The organism is Maridesulfovibrio ferrireducens, from assembly GCF_016342405.1.
Taxonomy (GTDB): Bacteria; Desulfobacterota; Desulfovibrionia; order Desulfovibrionales; family Desulfovibrionaceae; genus Maridesulfovibrio; species Maridesulfovibrio ferrireducens_A.
The window spans coordinates 153805-169113 of sequence record NZ_JAEINN010000004.1 but is presented as its reverse complement, the minus strand read 5'-3'; the positions used below and the strand labels follow the sequence as shown (position 1 = coordinate 169113).

The 15309-nt window shown below is 43.2% G+C and carries 13 protein-coding genes; 3 read left to right on the top strand and 10 right to left on the bottom strand.

Going from position 1 to position 15309, the window contains the following annotated elements; genetic code table 11:
- Positions 1 to 53: 53 nt before the first annotated feature.
- From JEY82_RS06290 to JEY82_RS06255, 8 genes are all read right to left on the bottom strand, one after another.
- Positions 54 to 410: an Hpt domain-containing protein gene (locus JEY82_RS06290; RefSeq protein ID WP_304083892.1), complete on the bottom strand. Its 357-nt coding sequence runs from the start codon at positions 408 to 410 to the stop codon at positions 54 to 56.
- A 74-nt stretch (positions 411 to 484) separates the two neighbouring features.
- Entirely contained in the window at positions 485 to 2137 is a 1653-nt protein-coding gene (locus tag JEY82_RS06285) for a glycosyltransferase (RefSeq protein WP_304083889.1), read from the bottom strand.
- A 164-nt stretch (positions 2138 to 2301) separates the two neighbouring features.
- On the bottom strand, positions 2302 to 2706 hold the full coding sequence (gene tmcA, locus JEY82_RS06280) for an acidic tetraheme cytochrome c3 TmcA (protein ID WP_304083886.1): 405 nt from the start codon (positions 2704 to 2706) through the stop codon (positions 2302 to 2304).
- Positions 2707 to 2719: 13 nt separating this feature from the next.
- On the bottom strand, positions 2720 to 4036 hold the full coding sequence (gene tmcB / locus JEY82_RS06275; protein ID WP_304083883.1) for an electron transfer complex ferredoxin TmcB: 1317 nt from the start codon (positions 4034 to 4036) through the stop codon (positions 2720 to 2722).
- A 25-nt stretch (positions 4037 to 4061) separates the two neighbouring features.
- Positions 4062 to 4721 carry a TmcC family electron transfer complex membrane anchor subunit gene (tmcC, locus tag JEY82_RS06270; RefSeq protein WP_304083880.1) on the bottom strand — a complete coding sequence of 220 codons (660 nt, stop codon included), beginning with the start codon at positions 4719 to 4721 and terminating at the stop codon, positions 4062 to 4064.
- Between the two features lie 18 nt (positions 4722 to 4739).
- The gene (gene tmcD, locus JEY82_RS06265) at positions 4740 to 5993 is read right to left on the bottom strand and encodes an electron transfer complex subunit TmcD (RefSeq protein ID WP_304083877.1); all 1254 of its coding nucleotides are present in this window, start codon (positions 5991 to 5993) and stop codon (positions 4740 to 4742) included.
- Between the two features lie 391 nt (positions 5994 to 6384).
- Positions 6385 to 7449: a phosphotransacetylase family protein gene (locus tag JEY82_RS06260; protein WP_092162621.1), complete on the bottom strand. Its 1065-nt coding sequence runs from the start codon at positions 7447 to 7449 to the stop codon at positions 6385 to 6387.
- Positions 7450 to 9597: an acetate--CoA ligase family protein gene (locus JEY82_RS06255; RefSeq protein ID WP_304083874.1), complete on the bottom strand. Its 2148-nt coding sequence runs from the start codon at positions 9595 to 9597 to the stop codon at positions 7450 to 7452.
- A gap of 382 nt (positions 9598 to 9979) precedes the next feature.
- Between JEY82_RS06255 and JEY82_RS06250 the strand changes: the two genes are divergently transcribed.
- The 3 genes from JEY82_RS06250 to JEY82_RS06240 are packed head-to-tail and all read left to right on the top strand — an operon-like array spanning position 9980 to position 12802.
- Complete coding sequence (locus tag JEY82_RS06250) at positions 9980 to 10972, top strand: HD-GYP domain-containing protein (RefSeq protein WP_304083872.1); 993 nt, start codon at positions 9980 to 9982, stop codon at positions 10970 to 10972.
- A complete protein-coding gene (locus JEY82_RS06245; RefSeq protein ID WP_304083870.1) occupies positions 10941 to 11576 on the top strand; it encodes a molybdenum cofactor guanylyltransferase in 636 nt (211 codons plus the stop codon). Before JEY82_RS06250 ends, JEY82_RS06245 begins: the two co-directional genes overlap by 32 nt.
- Entirely contained in the window at positions 11561 to 12802 is a 1242-nt protein-coding gene (locus tag JEY82_RS06240) for a molybdopterin molybdotransferase MoeA (protein ID WP_304083868.1), read from the top strand. Before JEY82_RS06245 ends, JEY82_RS06240 begins: the two co-directional genes overlap by 16 nt.
- Before the next feature lie 88 nt (positions 12803 to 12890).
- Here the strand turns inward: JEY82_RS06240 and JEY82_RS06235 are convergent, their stop codons facing one another.
- Positions 12891 to 13595, bottom strand: a complete 705-nt coding sequence (locus tag JEY82_RS06235; RefSeq protein ID WP_304083865.1) for a DnaA N-terminal domain-containing protein — start codon at positions 13593 to 13595, stop codon at positions 12891 to 12893.
- Positions 13596 to 13712: 117 nt separating this feature from the next.
- Positions 13713 to 15062 carry a chromosomal replication initiator protein DnaA gene (locus JEY82_RS06230; RefSeq protein ID WP_092162631.1) on the bottom strand — a complete coding sequence of 450 codons (1350 nt, stop codon included), beginning with the start codon at positions 15060 to 15062 and terminating at the stop codon, positions 13713 to 13715.
- Positions 15063 to 15309: the final 247 nt, after the last annotated feature.

The following is a 15309-nucleotide window of genomic DNA, read 5'->3' as shown; positions in this document are numbered from 1 at the left end:
CCGAAACAATCGGAAGGTTTTTACAAAATCTAAATTCACAAAATTTTCAAAAATCAGTTTTTGTGTACGCTCAAATATTCTTTCAGCAATTTTAAAGTTTTTTCCAACTCATTTACAATATCCGGAAAGCAATCTCTCACTTTCTCAAAGTCGCCTTGTCTTGCTGCCAATTCAATTATCTCAGAAATGCGGGCAATTTTTTCAGCACGTATTGTTGCAGATATTCCTTTAAGAGCATGAGAATATTTAATCACAAGATTTTGTTCGTTATTCTCAACGGCCTTTGAAAGAGAACTGAGTCGGTCTGGAGCATCAATCAAATAAACTTCAAGTATTTCAGCGCCCAAATCTCTATCACCACCAAGATGATTAAAAAACGCAACCTCATTAAAAACTTCACTCGACATCATAATTATCTACCATTTGCAACAAGTTAAATATTAAATCATCACTGTTAAACTTAAGACTGAATTTACCATATATTTCAAGAACCAACTATTTCAAAATTTATATTAACTTCTTTTTCAATTTTACGGGACCAAAATCGTTCGCACCCTGCAACCATCGCTTTCTTTTTCGAATTTTTCAATTCAGCAAGCCCCTCATTTAACCTAAAAACCTTCAAATTAACTATTCCCAGTTCTGCGCTGATTCTCCAGTCATCAGGATGGTGCAGGGACAAATGAGACAAAAATCCCAGTCGCATAGACTCTGCCCCGGCGATTCCGGAAAGTAATGATTCAAGACTTCTATAGACTTCAAGATTCTCAGGATCAAGATGTAACGCTACAAGATAACAATCAGCTGCACAGGCCGGCAAATCTTTATCTTCGTTAAAAAGCACACCGGATCTTATATCTGTTCCGACTCGAGATAATTCCTGCCCCCAAAGCATAAGCAAATGAACTATGCCTAATGGCTTCTCTTCTTTACCAGGCCTGACCTTTGCACAATAACGATACCAAAAATATTTAGCCAGATCCCAGTTTCCAATTTTATTACTACCTACGGAAGCAGACATGTTGAAATAACAGTCGTCGTGCCCCGTTTCACTGTTTAAATATAACTTAGCGGTATCCATAAACTCTTTCACCATCCGCCCTTTCGCAAAAATACGAAGCAAGGCTGCATCTCTCTGTATTCCGGAAAAGGATCTCTTTAAACCTTCGATTACATTATCCCATGAAACAGTTCCTCCTCCGGTTTCTCCAAGAACTGCCAGCGCCTGATAATAATAAAAATAGGCTTCCGATTCATGAATACTTCGAGGAAGAATTTCCTGAGCAAAATCTAAAATCTTCGCAACTCTGTTTGCCGGCATATGATCTCGCAAAACACGTTCATACGCAGCCAGCCCCATTGAAGCTACCAACTTAGGATTATCCTTCAAACGGTCAAGTATATCTTTCAGTTCTAAAACATCATTATAAACCGCAATTTCTTTACCGTCCTCAAAAAGCTCTTCCAACTCATCACCCACAAACGGTGTAACGACAGCGCACCCGCAGGAACAGCCCTCAAACAACCTAAAGTTAACTTCTCCGAAAAGAGCCTCATTCGGAACAATCCGAGTCTGTTTATAAAGAGACATCATCTGGGAATAATTCAAACCATCTACCATATTCAAATTGTAATTGGTCTTCAAAAAATCAACAAACCACTTCCGCGAAGGCCGTTGCGGTGACACCCGCCCTACAAAAGTAAGCTCGTGCTCACGCTTAGTATAAGGAATAAGCCCAGTCTCAGTACCCGTCTCCGGCCCAAGGCGCCCCCCCATCCACGGAACCCAACAGATTTTCGAGGTGCAGACTTTCTCAAGCTGTGAAACATATTTCTTCTGAGTGGTCAGCACGCCATCGAACATTGATCCATACAAACCATGCCAGTGCATATTCATATGAGTATCAACTGACCAGAACAAGCGTACGCAGTTAACTGAAGCTAAACCGTGTAAAAAAACTCTGCTGCCAAGTGACTCCTGCTGCAAAAGAATATCAGGATGAAACTTGATCTTCTCCAGCTCACAGGAAACATCTACATCACGTTCAGCAGTAAAAATATAACGAACGTCATGCCCCGCGGCTTTAAACGCGTCGATCATCGGCTTGCGACAATTGATTAAAAACAATTTCTTCATGTAAGGCCTATACTCCAATGATCATCAACTTTAAAGTCTTTGATGGCATTCTCAATAAGTCACTATCTACATTTTATTCAACCGGAGCTGCCTCAAAAAAAATAAAAGCCGCCCTTCCATATGGAGGGGCGGCTTTTTTAATTAACAATTAAGCTGACTCTGGACTAATGTCCGGCAGGAGCAGCTCCGCCGTCTGGATGACATCCGGCGCAAGTTACAGGTCCTTTATCTTTCTCAATATGACAGTTTGAGCAAAGTTTGTGATAACCATTACGAAGTCCTGTTTTTCCCGCTTCAGGTTTAACCTGATGGCAGGATGAACATTTCTGGTCTTCGGAACTTTCGTCTTCAACAATCTTTCCGTCTGCCCATACATGATGACAAGTTGCGCAATCTTCGATACCGGCCTTTTCGTTGTGCCCATCATGAGCGAACACAGCAGCAGGTCTTTCGGGATGAACAAAAGCCGGATCCAGCAGGAATGTTATATCATCCTGACAGAATGCGGGAACCATATAGAGAAAGACACAGGCGACAACTGCCGCGATAGTTAATACTCTTTTTAACATTGTAATCTTCCTCCTATTCCACTTCAGGCTTTTCCATGAGTTCATAGATAAGATCGCCGAAGAATTTAATGTCCATGCCAAGTTCATAGTAATGGACTATATCTTCAAGCCCACCGTGACAGTTATGACAAGGTGCAAGGATAGTCTTTACGCCGGTAGCTTTTAACTGCTCAGCCTTAACTCTGTTACCTTTCATTCTGACATTTTTAAATGGAGGACCACAGTTGATAACACCACCACCTGCAGTACAACAATAGTTATGCTCAAGGTTAGGGTGCATTTCCACTACGTTTTCACAAAGTGCATGAGCAAGATTACGAGACTGTTCCATCAAACCACGTCCGCGAATAATATTGCAAGGATCGTGTATGGTGATAGGCTCTTTAAACTTTTCACGAATTTTAATTTTACCGGAACTGATTAGTTCCCAGAAGAATTCCACGGAATGGATTACTTCAATGGGATACATTTCCCATCCGTCCCAACGGTTACCCTGATCATAAACTGAGCGGAATGCGTGACCGCACTCACCCATAACAATCTTTTTAACCTTGAGATCAAGAGCTGATTCGAAATGACGTTTCTTCAATCGTCCCATCATTTCAAAGTCACCGGAGTACATACACATATCGGAGTTATCCCAGCCTGGTTCGGTAGGCATGGTGAAATCAACTCCGGCTTCATTCATAATATATGCAGCCTGATAGATTAACTGAGTACGGAACTTAGGTTCAGGAGCGATAACTGAATAATAGATTTCCGCGCCTTCCTTATCAAGAGGAATGCGAAGATCCGGCATTTCGTCTCTGGCTTCATCTTCCTGCCATTGCAGGGTATCCATCCACTCATCATCTTTCAGCCACATCTGGTTCATAGTGGCGGAATGACTGTTTGCAGTATCCTGAAGGTACTGAGGAGTTACACCGAGCTTGTGACACATACGACGCACAGTGCTCATGATGTAACCAGTATCAATTCCTATTGGACAGTAATGGACACAACGACGACAGAGATTACACTCTGTATAGGCAATCTGAGCCATCTGATAAACAAACTCAGGAGAGACCTTACAATCTTTACGTAATATTTCGCCCAAAGTCATGTGAACCTTACCTGCTGGAGAGTAGGAAGGATCTTTGTCATGGGACATATAATAATGGCAGGCTTCAGAGCACAAACCGCAACGCATGCAGGTTTCTGCATACACCTTTAGCTTGGCGCCGGTTTCTCCTTCGAGAACCTGCCTAAGAGTTTCTTCGATGCGTTGAGGAGTCAGACGGGACACACCCCGTTCGAGCCCGGCATCCGCAATTTTCCTGTCAAAAGTCATTTGAATACTCCTTGTGGGGATGTGGTTACCAATCCTTTGTACGGCGAACGCCACCGAACTCAGACCCCATGTAGGCTCTAGTGAAAAAGCCGAACAACATATGGCTGAGACGGGAGAAAGGAATGCTGATAAGCATGATTTCTCCACAGAGGATATGCAGTACAAGCATTACCTTATCGTTTCCGATCTGGTGGTATGCCAGAACACCGAAAAGGAAAGTTAAAGAAGGAATAGCCAGAGCTACCCAATCTTTACCGGTGGTAAGAAAACGAACATCAGGCTGCAAAAAGCGGCGCAGTCCAAAATAAATGCAGCAAGCTACGAATACGATGGACATGATGTCGGCAACAGTGTCCGGGAGAGTCGGCCAGGTGATGCCGAAAAACTGATCCCAGAGAACCACGTGTCCCAGAAGGAACAAAGGAACAATAACAAGACAGATGTGAAAAACAAAAGTTACCATCGCAGTATAAGGACTGCTCTGCCAACCGAGGGTTCCTACAGGATTGAGCCAGTGCAGAATTGAACGCATTCCATACTTAAAGCTCATGTAATGCAAGGACGAAGCGTCCTTTTTTTTAGCAAGCTGGTACATTGAAACCATCTTGTATAAGGAACCAAAAATAAACACGCCCCAGGCGATCCACGCCAGAGGGCCTACAACGAATGCATAAAGAGTGTTCATGCGTATTGCCTCCGGCTGTTAAAAATCGCTCACATCAGCTACAATGCGGACAAACTTTCCGCCATCAACTGCGCGGATAAGAACCTTGGTGGAACAAGGACTGAAAACAGGCTCCCAGCATTGTTCAAAATCCTGCCCATAAGGCTTACCATCAAGAACGACTGTAAAGCGGCCCTTCTTTTCAACCTTGGCAGCAACTTTAGTACTGTCAGGACTGAAAACAGGCTTCCAAGCCATATCATAAGAGTCGTTCCAAGCCTTGTCGTCACACATTACTGTGTAAACATAGTCAGTCTTTCCGAGAGCTGCTGCGCGATTTCCATCAGGACTTACAGCCAGATCAAGAACAACAGGCACAGTCATATTCCAAGGAGTTCCATCCTTGGCAACAGTAAACTTACCTAAGCTGGTAGCAACGATAGCCCAAAGCTTATTGCCGTCAGCGCTGAACTGCTGATGCCAACACTGAGCAAACTCAGTCGGCCAGATAACTTCTCCATCCTGAGCCATTCCCCATTTTCCGCCAAGACGGACAGGAGCTGCGATTGCACCAGTTACAGGGTTGAAGCAAGGGTCCCATACACACTGGAATTCACGTTGCCAGATTTTTCCGTCAACAGCGATAGTGTAATCGTAAAGAGTCCTTCTGACTTCACAGGCGACTCTTTCACTTTTTGCGTCAAACACAGGAGAATAGCAGTTCATGAAGACACTGTCCCAAGCTTCACCGTTCACAGCAACTGTATAGATACCCTTATCGAAGGTCTCAATATCAGCCTGAGAAATAGGTGTCACCTGAACGACAGCGGCAGTCTTCGTGCCGTCGCCACTAATTGTAAAATTGTTACCATTAGCAAATAAATTTTCCCAGAGAACACCATCAGTTCCCATTCCATATTCCCCGTCCTGCTGAACAGCACAGTTGATGGAACCGTTGGAACCAAACATAGTTCTCCAGATATAGCCGTACGTTTCAGGCCAACTCACGCCGTCAACAGCTAAAGTCCATTCACCATCCTGCTGAGTAATACCAGTCAATCTACCGTCTGGAGAAAATTTAAGGTAAAAAACCCTTTCGTATCTATCTTCCCAGGCTTGACCGTTAACGCAAGCAGTAAATTCTCCTTCGCCTGTCTTTACGACTGCTCCGACCTTTTCACCGTCGGAACTGGCATAGAATTCTTCCACTCTCTCAAATTTACTGGACCAAGAACTAACGTCTTGGACCTCTCGCCTACCGGGATTCCAATCCCACGTGGACGCATTAGGCATCTTATGCCTCCTCATTCCGAAAATTTGGTGTGTCCGCCAACACTGCCAAATCACGCTCGGTTTTTCGGGTGCCTCGCACCCTGTTTTCTAACCAAATCTAGTCACATCTATTGGTCGAAACTAACCTCACCACATAAGCCCAAAGACCCTACTGAACTTATAACTGGTGGTTAAATCGCATATTTTATAAAACAGGACAATAGTAACCATGAGGATTGTCTCTCTAATCCTTCAAAAAAAACAGGACAACTACGGCTGTAAACCGCAGTCGCCCCACATGTAAACACATAAAAAACAATATGTTAGTGCTATTTACCTTACAAAAAGTAACTCAAAACAATAATCATAAAAGTAAAAGATATATTTTTATTCAGACTCTAACGGTATACTATTAGAGTTCCAATTTCTCAAAAATATAGTCATAATCAAGCTCTGAATTAACCAAACTGGCTCCATGATTAATCTTAATCATGTCTCTGAGTTTGTAGCTTTCCTGAATTGCTTCCATTTTCTTTGCCACAGAATAGGTATCATCCCGAACAACAATAACAGGAATCTCAAGCACCTCAGAACGGGTCAATATAATATCATTAGGATAAAGATTCCCTGTAAGAATAAGACAAGGACAATTTCCTTCCAGTGCGACAAGTTGAACGTCTGCCCTGTCTCCACCGACAATTACTGCAGAATTTTTATGCCGCCTGAAGTGAGTAATAAAATTTTCAACCTGCATAGTACCGATCAGGAAATTTTCAACAACCCTGTCCGCCTTAGTATGGGCAGAAATAATTTTTCCGAACAAACGCTCCGCAAGGTCGCTTACTTTAATCGCTCCCATAAGAGGATCGCGAGGAATCACGCCCAGAACTTTAACACCTTTCTTTTCAAGAAAAGGAATGAGCAGAGATTTAAGTTCATCCATATAGTGTTCAGGCACATCATTAAAGACAACTCCGAGGAAATCATCTCCGAGGTCCTTCTGAACACGGAGCACATAATCATACTTCAGTTCTTTTGAATACCGGTCAACAAGAATGGTCTTGGCCCCGAGCGCACTTGCCACATCCGGACCGCTGACTCCGCAATAATTTCCAGAACTTAAAAAACTTCCTGACCCGCCGATAATCATGACATCTTTGTCCTGACTCAGCTCTTCATATGATTCTACAATTGACGGCTTCAAATCTCCAAGATCTTCGGTAAAAGCTTTTATCGTAAAATCTCTGGTGACCAGTACAGGGGTAACTTTTCCGGGGTCCTGCTCAAGGCCCAGCACTTCCTGAATAAAAGCTGCATCGGCATCTCCCGGCCTGTTTCCATCCATATGCGGAACAGCTCCCACAGGTTTCATATAGCCGACATTGAAGCCGCTGTTGCGAAACTTCAATCCTAAAGACATGGCCAAAAGATTCTTACCCGAATATCCGGTCGTAGAACCTATATAAATACCTACCATTTATGCCTCCTTTGAAAGGTCTTCATCTATGATCAAATCTGATTTTTCCCCGGCTGACGGAAGCTCGACGATAGTCATGCGGGCGTCCGCGACCAGCGCTTCGTCCGAGCTTACAAGCACAGGATTAAATTCAGCTTCATATATCTCAGGAAAATCATCAGCCAGACAAGACATTCTGATCAAAACATCAGTTATTGCATCGAAATCAGCAGGCTCGCTCCCTCTGACTCCTTTCAACAACATATATGAACGAATTTCGCGCACCATATCTCCGGCATCTTCAACCGAAAGAGGTGCGAGACGAAACGAAATATCTTTTAAAATCTCAACATAAACGCCACCAAGTCCGAACATCAATAAAGGTCCGAACTGGTCATCCCTGCGAAAGCCGATAATAACTTCCCGTGCGTCTTTTGATGCCATCTGTTGAACCAGACACCCAGCAATATACGCATTGGGTTTTAGCCGCTGCGCCTGTGCCGTTATCTGCCAGAAAGCATTACGGACTTCTTCCGCAGTTTTAAGATTCAGCCAAACTCCGTTTACATCCGACTTATGCGAAATATCCGGTGAAGCAATCTTAAGAACTACAGGAAAACCTAGTCTTTCAGCCAAAAGAGCAGCCTCATCACCGGAACGGGCCAAATCAGATTCAGGAGTGGGCAGACCATATGCAGTAACAATATCCCGGGCCTGAAATTCCACAAGTTCTGAACGTCCGGAACTTAACGCAGAATCAACAACCTCGCGTGCAGCTTCATAGTCCCGGTCAGGAATTTCAAAGGTTCTTGAGGCGCGCCCTTTCCAGACGGCATATCGGTACATGCTGTCCATAGCCCTGACCGCCTGCTTCGGAAAATCATAAACCGGAACCCCGGCTGCAGCAAAAACACTTCTGGCTTCTTCACTGTTTTTGCGCCCCATAAGACAGCAAAAAACAGGTTTGCAGATTTCAGAAGCACAAGTTGCAACTGTTTCAGCAACTTCTTTGAGATTCATATTCTCTGACGGGGCAATAATTACCAGAACACTGTTAATAACCGGATCATGACCGACAACTTTTATGGCCTTGCGATAACGGTCCGCATCAGCTCCCCGCAATAAATCGACAGGGTTATAAATTGAAGCATAACCCGGCAGCATGGGTTGCAATTCTGCGATGGTCGAGGATGAAAAAGAAGGCATACGCAGACCATATTCGCCACAAGCGTCAGCCGCAAGTATACCGGGACCGCCGGCATTTGTGACTATTCCTAAATTAGGACCGAAAGGCAGCTCCTGACAGGAAAAGGCTTTAGCCAGATTGAAGAGTTCTTCCAGCCTGTCAACTCTGATAATCCCGGACTGACGAAACGCCGCGTCGCAAGCCTGATCAGATCCGGCAATGGCTCCTGTATGAGATGAAGCGGCTCTTGCTCCGGCGGCAGTTATCCCGGCCTTCATCATAATAATAGGCTTCTTCATAGAAACCTTGACGGCCTGCTCCATAAAGTTACGCCCGTCAGCAATATTTTCCACGTACCCCAGAATTACTTTAGTTTCCGGGTCATTCCCCAGATATTCAATAATTGAGACTTCATTTATAACAGCCTTGTTGCCAAGACTTACAAACTTGGAAAACCCGACTCCAGCCTCCAGCGCCCAATCAAGAATAGCTACGCATAATGCGCCGGACTGCGAAAAAAATGCGGTTGTTCCGGGCAAAGGATTGCCGGTGGCAAAGGAAGCGTTTACCCCTCCTGATGAATTAATAAGCCCCAGACAATTGGGGCCAAGCAGAGAAATTCCGTTCTTTTCAGCCAATTCCGTAATTTGTTTTTCAAGCAGCCATCCTTCCCGGCCTACTTCACTGAAACCGGCAGAAATAACTGCAACCGAACGAACTCCTGTTTCAATCAAGTCCTTTAAAACTCCGAGTACAGAGTCTCGCGGAACAGCTATAACAGCTAAGTCCACAGGATGACCTATTTCAGAAGCACTCTTAAAAGCTTTCAGGCCGCATATTGTTCCCCCGCGGGGGTTCACCGGACACAGCTCTCCCTTGTATCCGGCATTTTGAAGATTCGTAAGAATCGTATTCCCGATTTTACCGGAAACAGCCGAAGCGCCTACAACGGCAATTGATGATGGAGTAAAAAGACTATCCAAACTTTCTCCCGAAACCTCTTGAAATATAATAAGAGGGGATATGCGTTTCCTGAGGAAAATGATACGGCAACAGAACTTATTCCTGCTGAAGTTTAGCACTCATCCAGTGCAATATCGATCATTTAATCCTTACAGAGGATGAATATAGTCAGAGTACGGTGGTCATTGCAAGAATTGAACGCACTCCAACCCGATAGAATAGGTAAAAAATTAATAAAATATGAATCTATACTGATTTTATAACAGATTCATATTTATTCAAGCTTCCCCCCATTGCCCTTAGGTACCATTTGATGATAATAAAATTAATAATTATAAAAACACGATGCGCATATAAAATATTTCTTAGCAAAGAATATACTCAGCTAAAGAGAGTCAAAATATGAATAAGGTAAAAAGCAACTCGACGATAGAAGAAAGTTACTGCTCAATTTCAAGCGCTATTTTCAAATTTCTACCTAAAACAGGACTTCCTTTCTGCTTATATCGAATGAACCCGCAAACCGGGCAGTTTTCACCTGCGACAACTGCGGGAAAAACAATCATTTCTGCTGAAAAACTAAGTATATTCAATGACTGTGAAAAAGATCTTATTTTTATAAAAAGTACTGACATTTCTGACTGTAAGCCGTATTTCGCCACAAATTTAGAAACAGTTATTACCGACATGTCACATTCGATCTCAGATGAAGATATGGCCCAGATCATTATTGAAGGGCTCAAGGATTCTTCCGTTAAAATTTTTAAAGACTCTCTTAAAAAAAACTTTGAATATTTTCATACAACACTGACTGCAGCAGGGGAACTTGTATATAAAAACCCTGACATTATTTGGGACATGCTCCCGCTTCTGTGCAAAGACCACTCTCTAACAAACAAATCCATTTCAAACGGCATAATAGGCGCAGGGATATGCCTGCATGGCAGAGAAGGTAAACCTGATATGGATTCTTTTATGGAATCACTTATAGCCTTATTCTTATGTGACATAGGAATGATCTGTCTGCCGGACTTTGTGCTTGGTAAAGAGTTTTCCTTGAGCATAGACGAACAAAAACGCATTCGGAATCATCCTATTAACTCCGTTGAAATTCTCAGCCTGACACATTCTCTTACTAAAACATCTCTCAGAGCAATACTTGAACATCATGAAAGAATGGACGGTTCAGGCTACCCGCGCGGCGTGACATGCGACCAAATTTCATGGCTGGGAAAACTGTGTGGCGCTGTTGATTCTTTTGTGGCAATGACAATGGAGCGTCCCGGGAAAAAGAGTATGACCACTGTCAACGCTCTAAAAATGCTATACAAAGAATCAGCCCTATATGATCCGAACATTATTTATGCCCTCGAAAAAGTTACCTACAGAGAATAAAGTAAGCGCTGCCATTTTAGCTGGCGGAGAAGGAAGCCGGATGGGCTACAAGGACAAATCGTGCCTTGAGATATCCGGTGAAAAAATAGTCAGCAGAATAATTCGTCAAATGTCAGGACTTTTTAGCGAAATTTTTGTCATTACCCGAACTCCTGAACATCATCCGAATTTAGGCGTCAGACTTGTCGGCGATATCTATCAGCATAGAAGCTCTCTTACAGGAATACATGCTGCCATAAGCCATGCTGAAACTGAACATGTTTTCATAACAGCCTGCGACTCACCTTTTCTGAATAAAGCTCTCGTAACAAAGATGCTCTCACTTCTTTCCCCTTCGGACGATGTCCTGATTCCTATACATGATAACTGGAGATATGAGCCCCTTTGCGCCATATACTCAAAACGCTGCCTCCCCTTCATTGAAGAGAATCTTAATAACGAAATTTTTCAAATCATCAGATTTTTCCCTGAAATAAAAGTACATGCGGTAGATGCCGAAATTCTTAAGCAACATGATCAGGATCTTGAATCATTTATCAACGTAAACACCCCGGAAGAACTCAGCAAAGCGTGTGAGAGAGCAAAAAAATGCAACAAGATTTAGAAAAAAACGCAAATTATCCGCAAAACATCACCCGCCAAAAAGCCCTCGAAATTCTTAAAACACAACTTTCGCCGATTATTGAAAAAACCATCCCCGTGATCGATTGTTGCGGAAGTGTGGCGGCCCAAACCATCTGTTCCGAGATATCCATGCCTGAACATGACCGTTCTGCCATGGACGGTTTTGCTCTCACAGCATCCGAAACATCTTCAGCGTCAGTTGATTCGCCTATCGTTTTCACGGTTTCAGGAGAAATAAGGCCATCATCCAGCGGATCTGAAAAAACACGTCCGAACGGTGCAATAAAAATTTTGACAGGTGGGATCATCCCTCAAGGCTGTGATTCGGTCATCCCCTTTGAGCAGGTGACTGTTTCAAGTAATAAAATTTCAATATTCTCTCCCGTCCAAGAAGGAAATTTCATTCGTCCGGCTGGTTCAGATGTTCTCCCCGGAGAAACCCTCATTGCTGAAAACACCTATATTTCAGCATGCGCAGCAGCTCTTCTGGCATATGCCGGAAAAAACCATATACGTGTGCGTCAGGCTCCATCAATCGCGGTCTTAGCTGTCGGCAACGAACTTTGCGATCCAACTAAAACAGGCCCGGAAGGATTAATCCCCGCTGACAATCTCATTTTAATGAAAGCATTATGTGAAAGTTGCGGCACTGCCGAAGTGTCCATCTCCACTTGTGAAAATTCACCTGAAGCAATTGCCGAAGCAATAAAAAAACACTCAGCCTGCGACCTGATCATCACCACAGGGGGAACAGGTCCGGGGAACAGAGATTTTGTTTTTGATTCAATATGCAACGCGGGCGGCACACCACTATTCAAAGGACTGTCCATACACCCGGCCAAATCAATTTTTGCTTTCAAGCTTCAAGACACTGCCATATTAGGACTTCCGGGACCGCCGAATGCGGTTCAATTAGCTTTCCATACGGTTATAAAACCAACTCTCAATATTCTTCTGGGACTACCGGACATCATCAGCTCGACTTTCGCAATACTTGGAGCCTCTGTAAAAGGAGCCGAGGAACGCGAAAAACTAATTCTCTGCTATATTATTGAAGAAAACGGTTCAATTAAAGCGACCCCACTGAATAACCGCAACTTATCTTCAAGAAAATTAATGTGCCTCGCAAACGGCATCATCACAATCGCCCCGAATTCAGGAAAACTTAATGCAGGGGAACTTGTTAAAATTATCAAAACCGGTTAGCCGCAACAACTTTATTACATCAAAAGAAAAGGCCTGACTAAAAGTAGTCAGGCCTTTTAAATATCGACTTAAATTTTAAAATAAAATATTAATCTTTTCGGAAGAGCCTCAAAAGCAGCTCGTCTAAATTATCACCGTTGTCTATTGCAAATTCAATTTCTTCTTCAAGTTCAGCCGCACCGGCTTTCACTTCTGAGACAGTACAATCCATATTCAAAGCAACCTCTTCAGGAGGGATGTCATATCTGGCACACAGGTAGTACAAGGCCCGTCTGGCCAAAACAGCATGGTCAGTTTCCTGCACCATAATTTCCCTGAAGCTTACAGCAAAAGCCTCTAGAACAGCATCAAGAATTGAATCAAAGGTTTGTGCTTCAAGTTCAAGCGCCGGCAATGGATCAACCTCAATCGAACCAGATACATTTATGGACTCAAGACCATACCGATTATGAACAATAGTTCGCAATCGGTTAATACTGCTTAAAATATCTTCAACAGCGTAATAAGCGGTCACATCTGTAATGAATTCACGCCTATTCGGCACACCTTCATCATCCGTACTAAGTGCGATTGTAACTCCAACCTCAGCGGAAAGCACTTCCTGCGCGGCATCTTTAATCGACCCCAGAAGATGTTCCTGCACCCAGTTCATAACAAATTCATTAGGCGCAGTAATTTGAACCACACCATCTTCATATCTGGCGGATAAGGGATCAACCCATACCCGAACCAAAATCGGATTTATGCGGACCTTTAATTTCTTTTTAATCGAATGCCACAAATCGGAATTCATTTCCTACCCCTGAAAGTTTCGTTTCAGTTTAAAACAAGGGGGCTGGTATTACGACAAATCAAAGCCGGATGCAATGAATATCCTTTAGCAACAAAAAACGCATAAAGCGCTGTTCTGCTATGGAGTCAAGCGAGCTACGGTATCCTGCAACTGCCTTCCCAAAGGAGTTTGCAGAGAAATTTCCCGTTCAATATTAGTAATGCCTTTAATGACTGTGGAATGTCTGCGACAAAGCCGGACTCCGATATCTTTCAAAGAGAGTTCGGTATATTTGCGGGCGAGAAAGAAAGCTGTGTTTCTGGCAAGAACAATCTGACGTTTCCGACTTTTGGAACGCAACTGGTCGGCTGAAAGTTCATAAGAACGACAGATATGGTCTACAATTGAATCGTAACTTGGATTTTTATTTTCCAAAGAATAATTTTCAAGAACCTGCCAAGCTAAATCCTGAGTCAAATTTTTATTAAGCAGTCTTGCTTTAAGTACGAGGTTCTGCAAACAGCTTTCCAACTGTCTTACATCGGTCGTAATTCGGTCTGCCAGCAGTTCCGAGATAGAATCCGGGACCTGAGTACCAAGACGGATAGCTTTGCTTTGTACAATGCGTTTTCTGGTCTCAAAATCAGGAGTGGCTATTACCGCGAGAAGTCCTGAACAAAATCTGGATACAAGCTGAGGATCAACTTTTTCAAGTTCACGAGGCAGAAAAGAACTTGTCATAACGACTTTTGAACCGCGCAATTGGAGGCATTTCAGAGTTTCGAGAATCTCGTCCTGCATCTTATGCTTGCCCTGAAAGAAATGAACATCTTCAAGAAGAAGACAGTCAACATTATCTCTGAATTCAGATTTAAATCTTGATATCTCACCTGCTTTAAGAGCCATTACCATTCTGTTTGCAAATTCTTCTGCTGTAAGGCAGGCAATGGAAACGTGCTGTTTATTACTTGTCGCACAAAGCCCCTTACCTATAGAATGCAGTAAATGTGTTTTTCCCAGTCCAGGAGTTGAACTCAGGAAAAGCTGATCACCGGGCAACGAGTTATCGCAAAGACTTCTCGAAGCGGCACATGCCAACTGGTTAGAATCTCCAACGATAAAGTCATCGAAGGAAAAACGCCAGCGCGGCATCTTTTTGGTTACAGCTGGGTGCATCATGGGAAGCCCCATGCTTGTTTGGACCTGTCGAGGGGTTTTAGGACGTACTAAACCTGCTGGTTTCTCAGCAGATTTTTTAACGCCGACTTCAACCTTCGGACGAGCCCCTAGGACCTGAGTCCCGGCTTCAGTAATATTGTCTATAAGACGGTCTCTAACCCATGCAGCAACAAATTCATTAGGAGCATATAGCTTAATGGAGTTGTTACTTACTTCAGCCTTCAAAGGTTTGATCCAAACTTTGAATAGACCGGGGTTAAGACCCTTCTCAAGAAAATTTAAAATTTTATTCCAGCTGTCTGTCATCATGGAGCGATAACTAAGACAAAGGACATCAATACATCAACTCGCAATATAGCACTGGTCACCCGATGTTTGAGTCTTCTTTTTCTACAAGATAAACCACTGTATTATTGAGTGTTTTTGACTATTCAAGCGTTTATGGCTGGATATTTAAAATTCTGAAAACCTGCGTGTTTCTAAGACTCCCGAGTGTCAACATCGTTTTTATTAACACCTGTTGAAAACTTTTTAAACAGTATCAAATTAATTTATC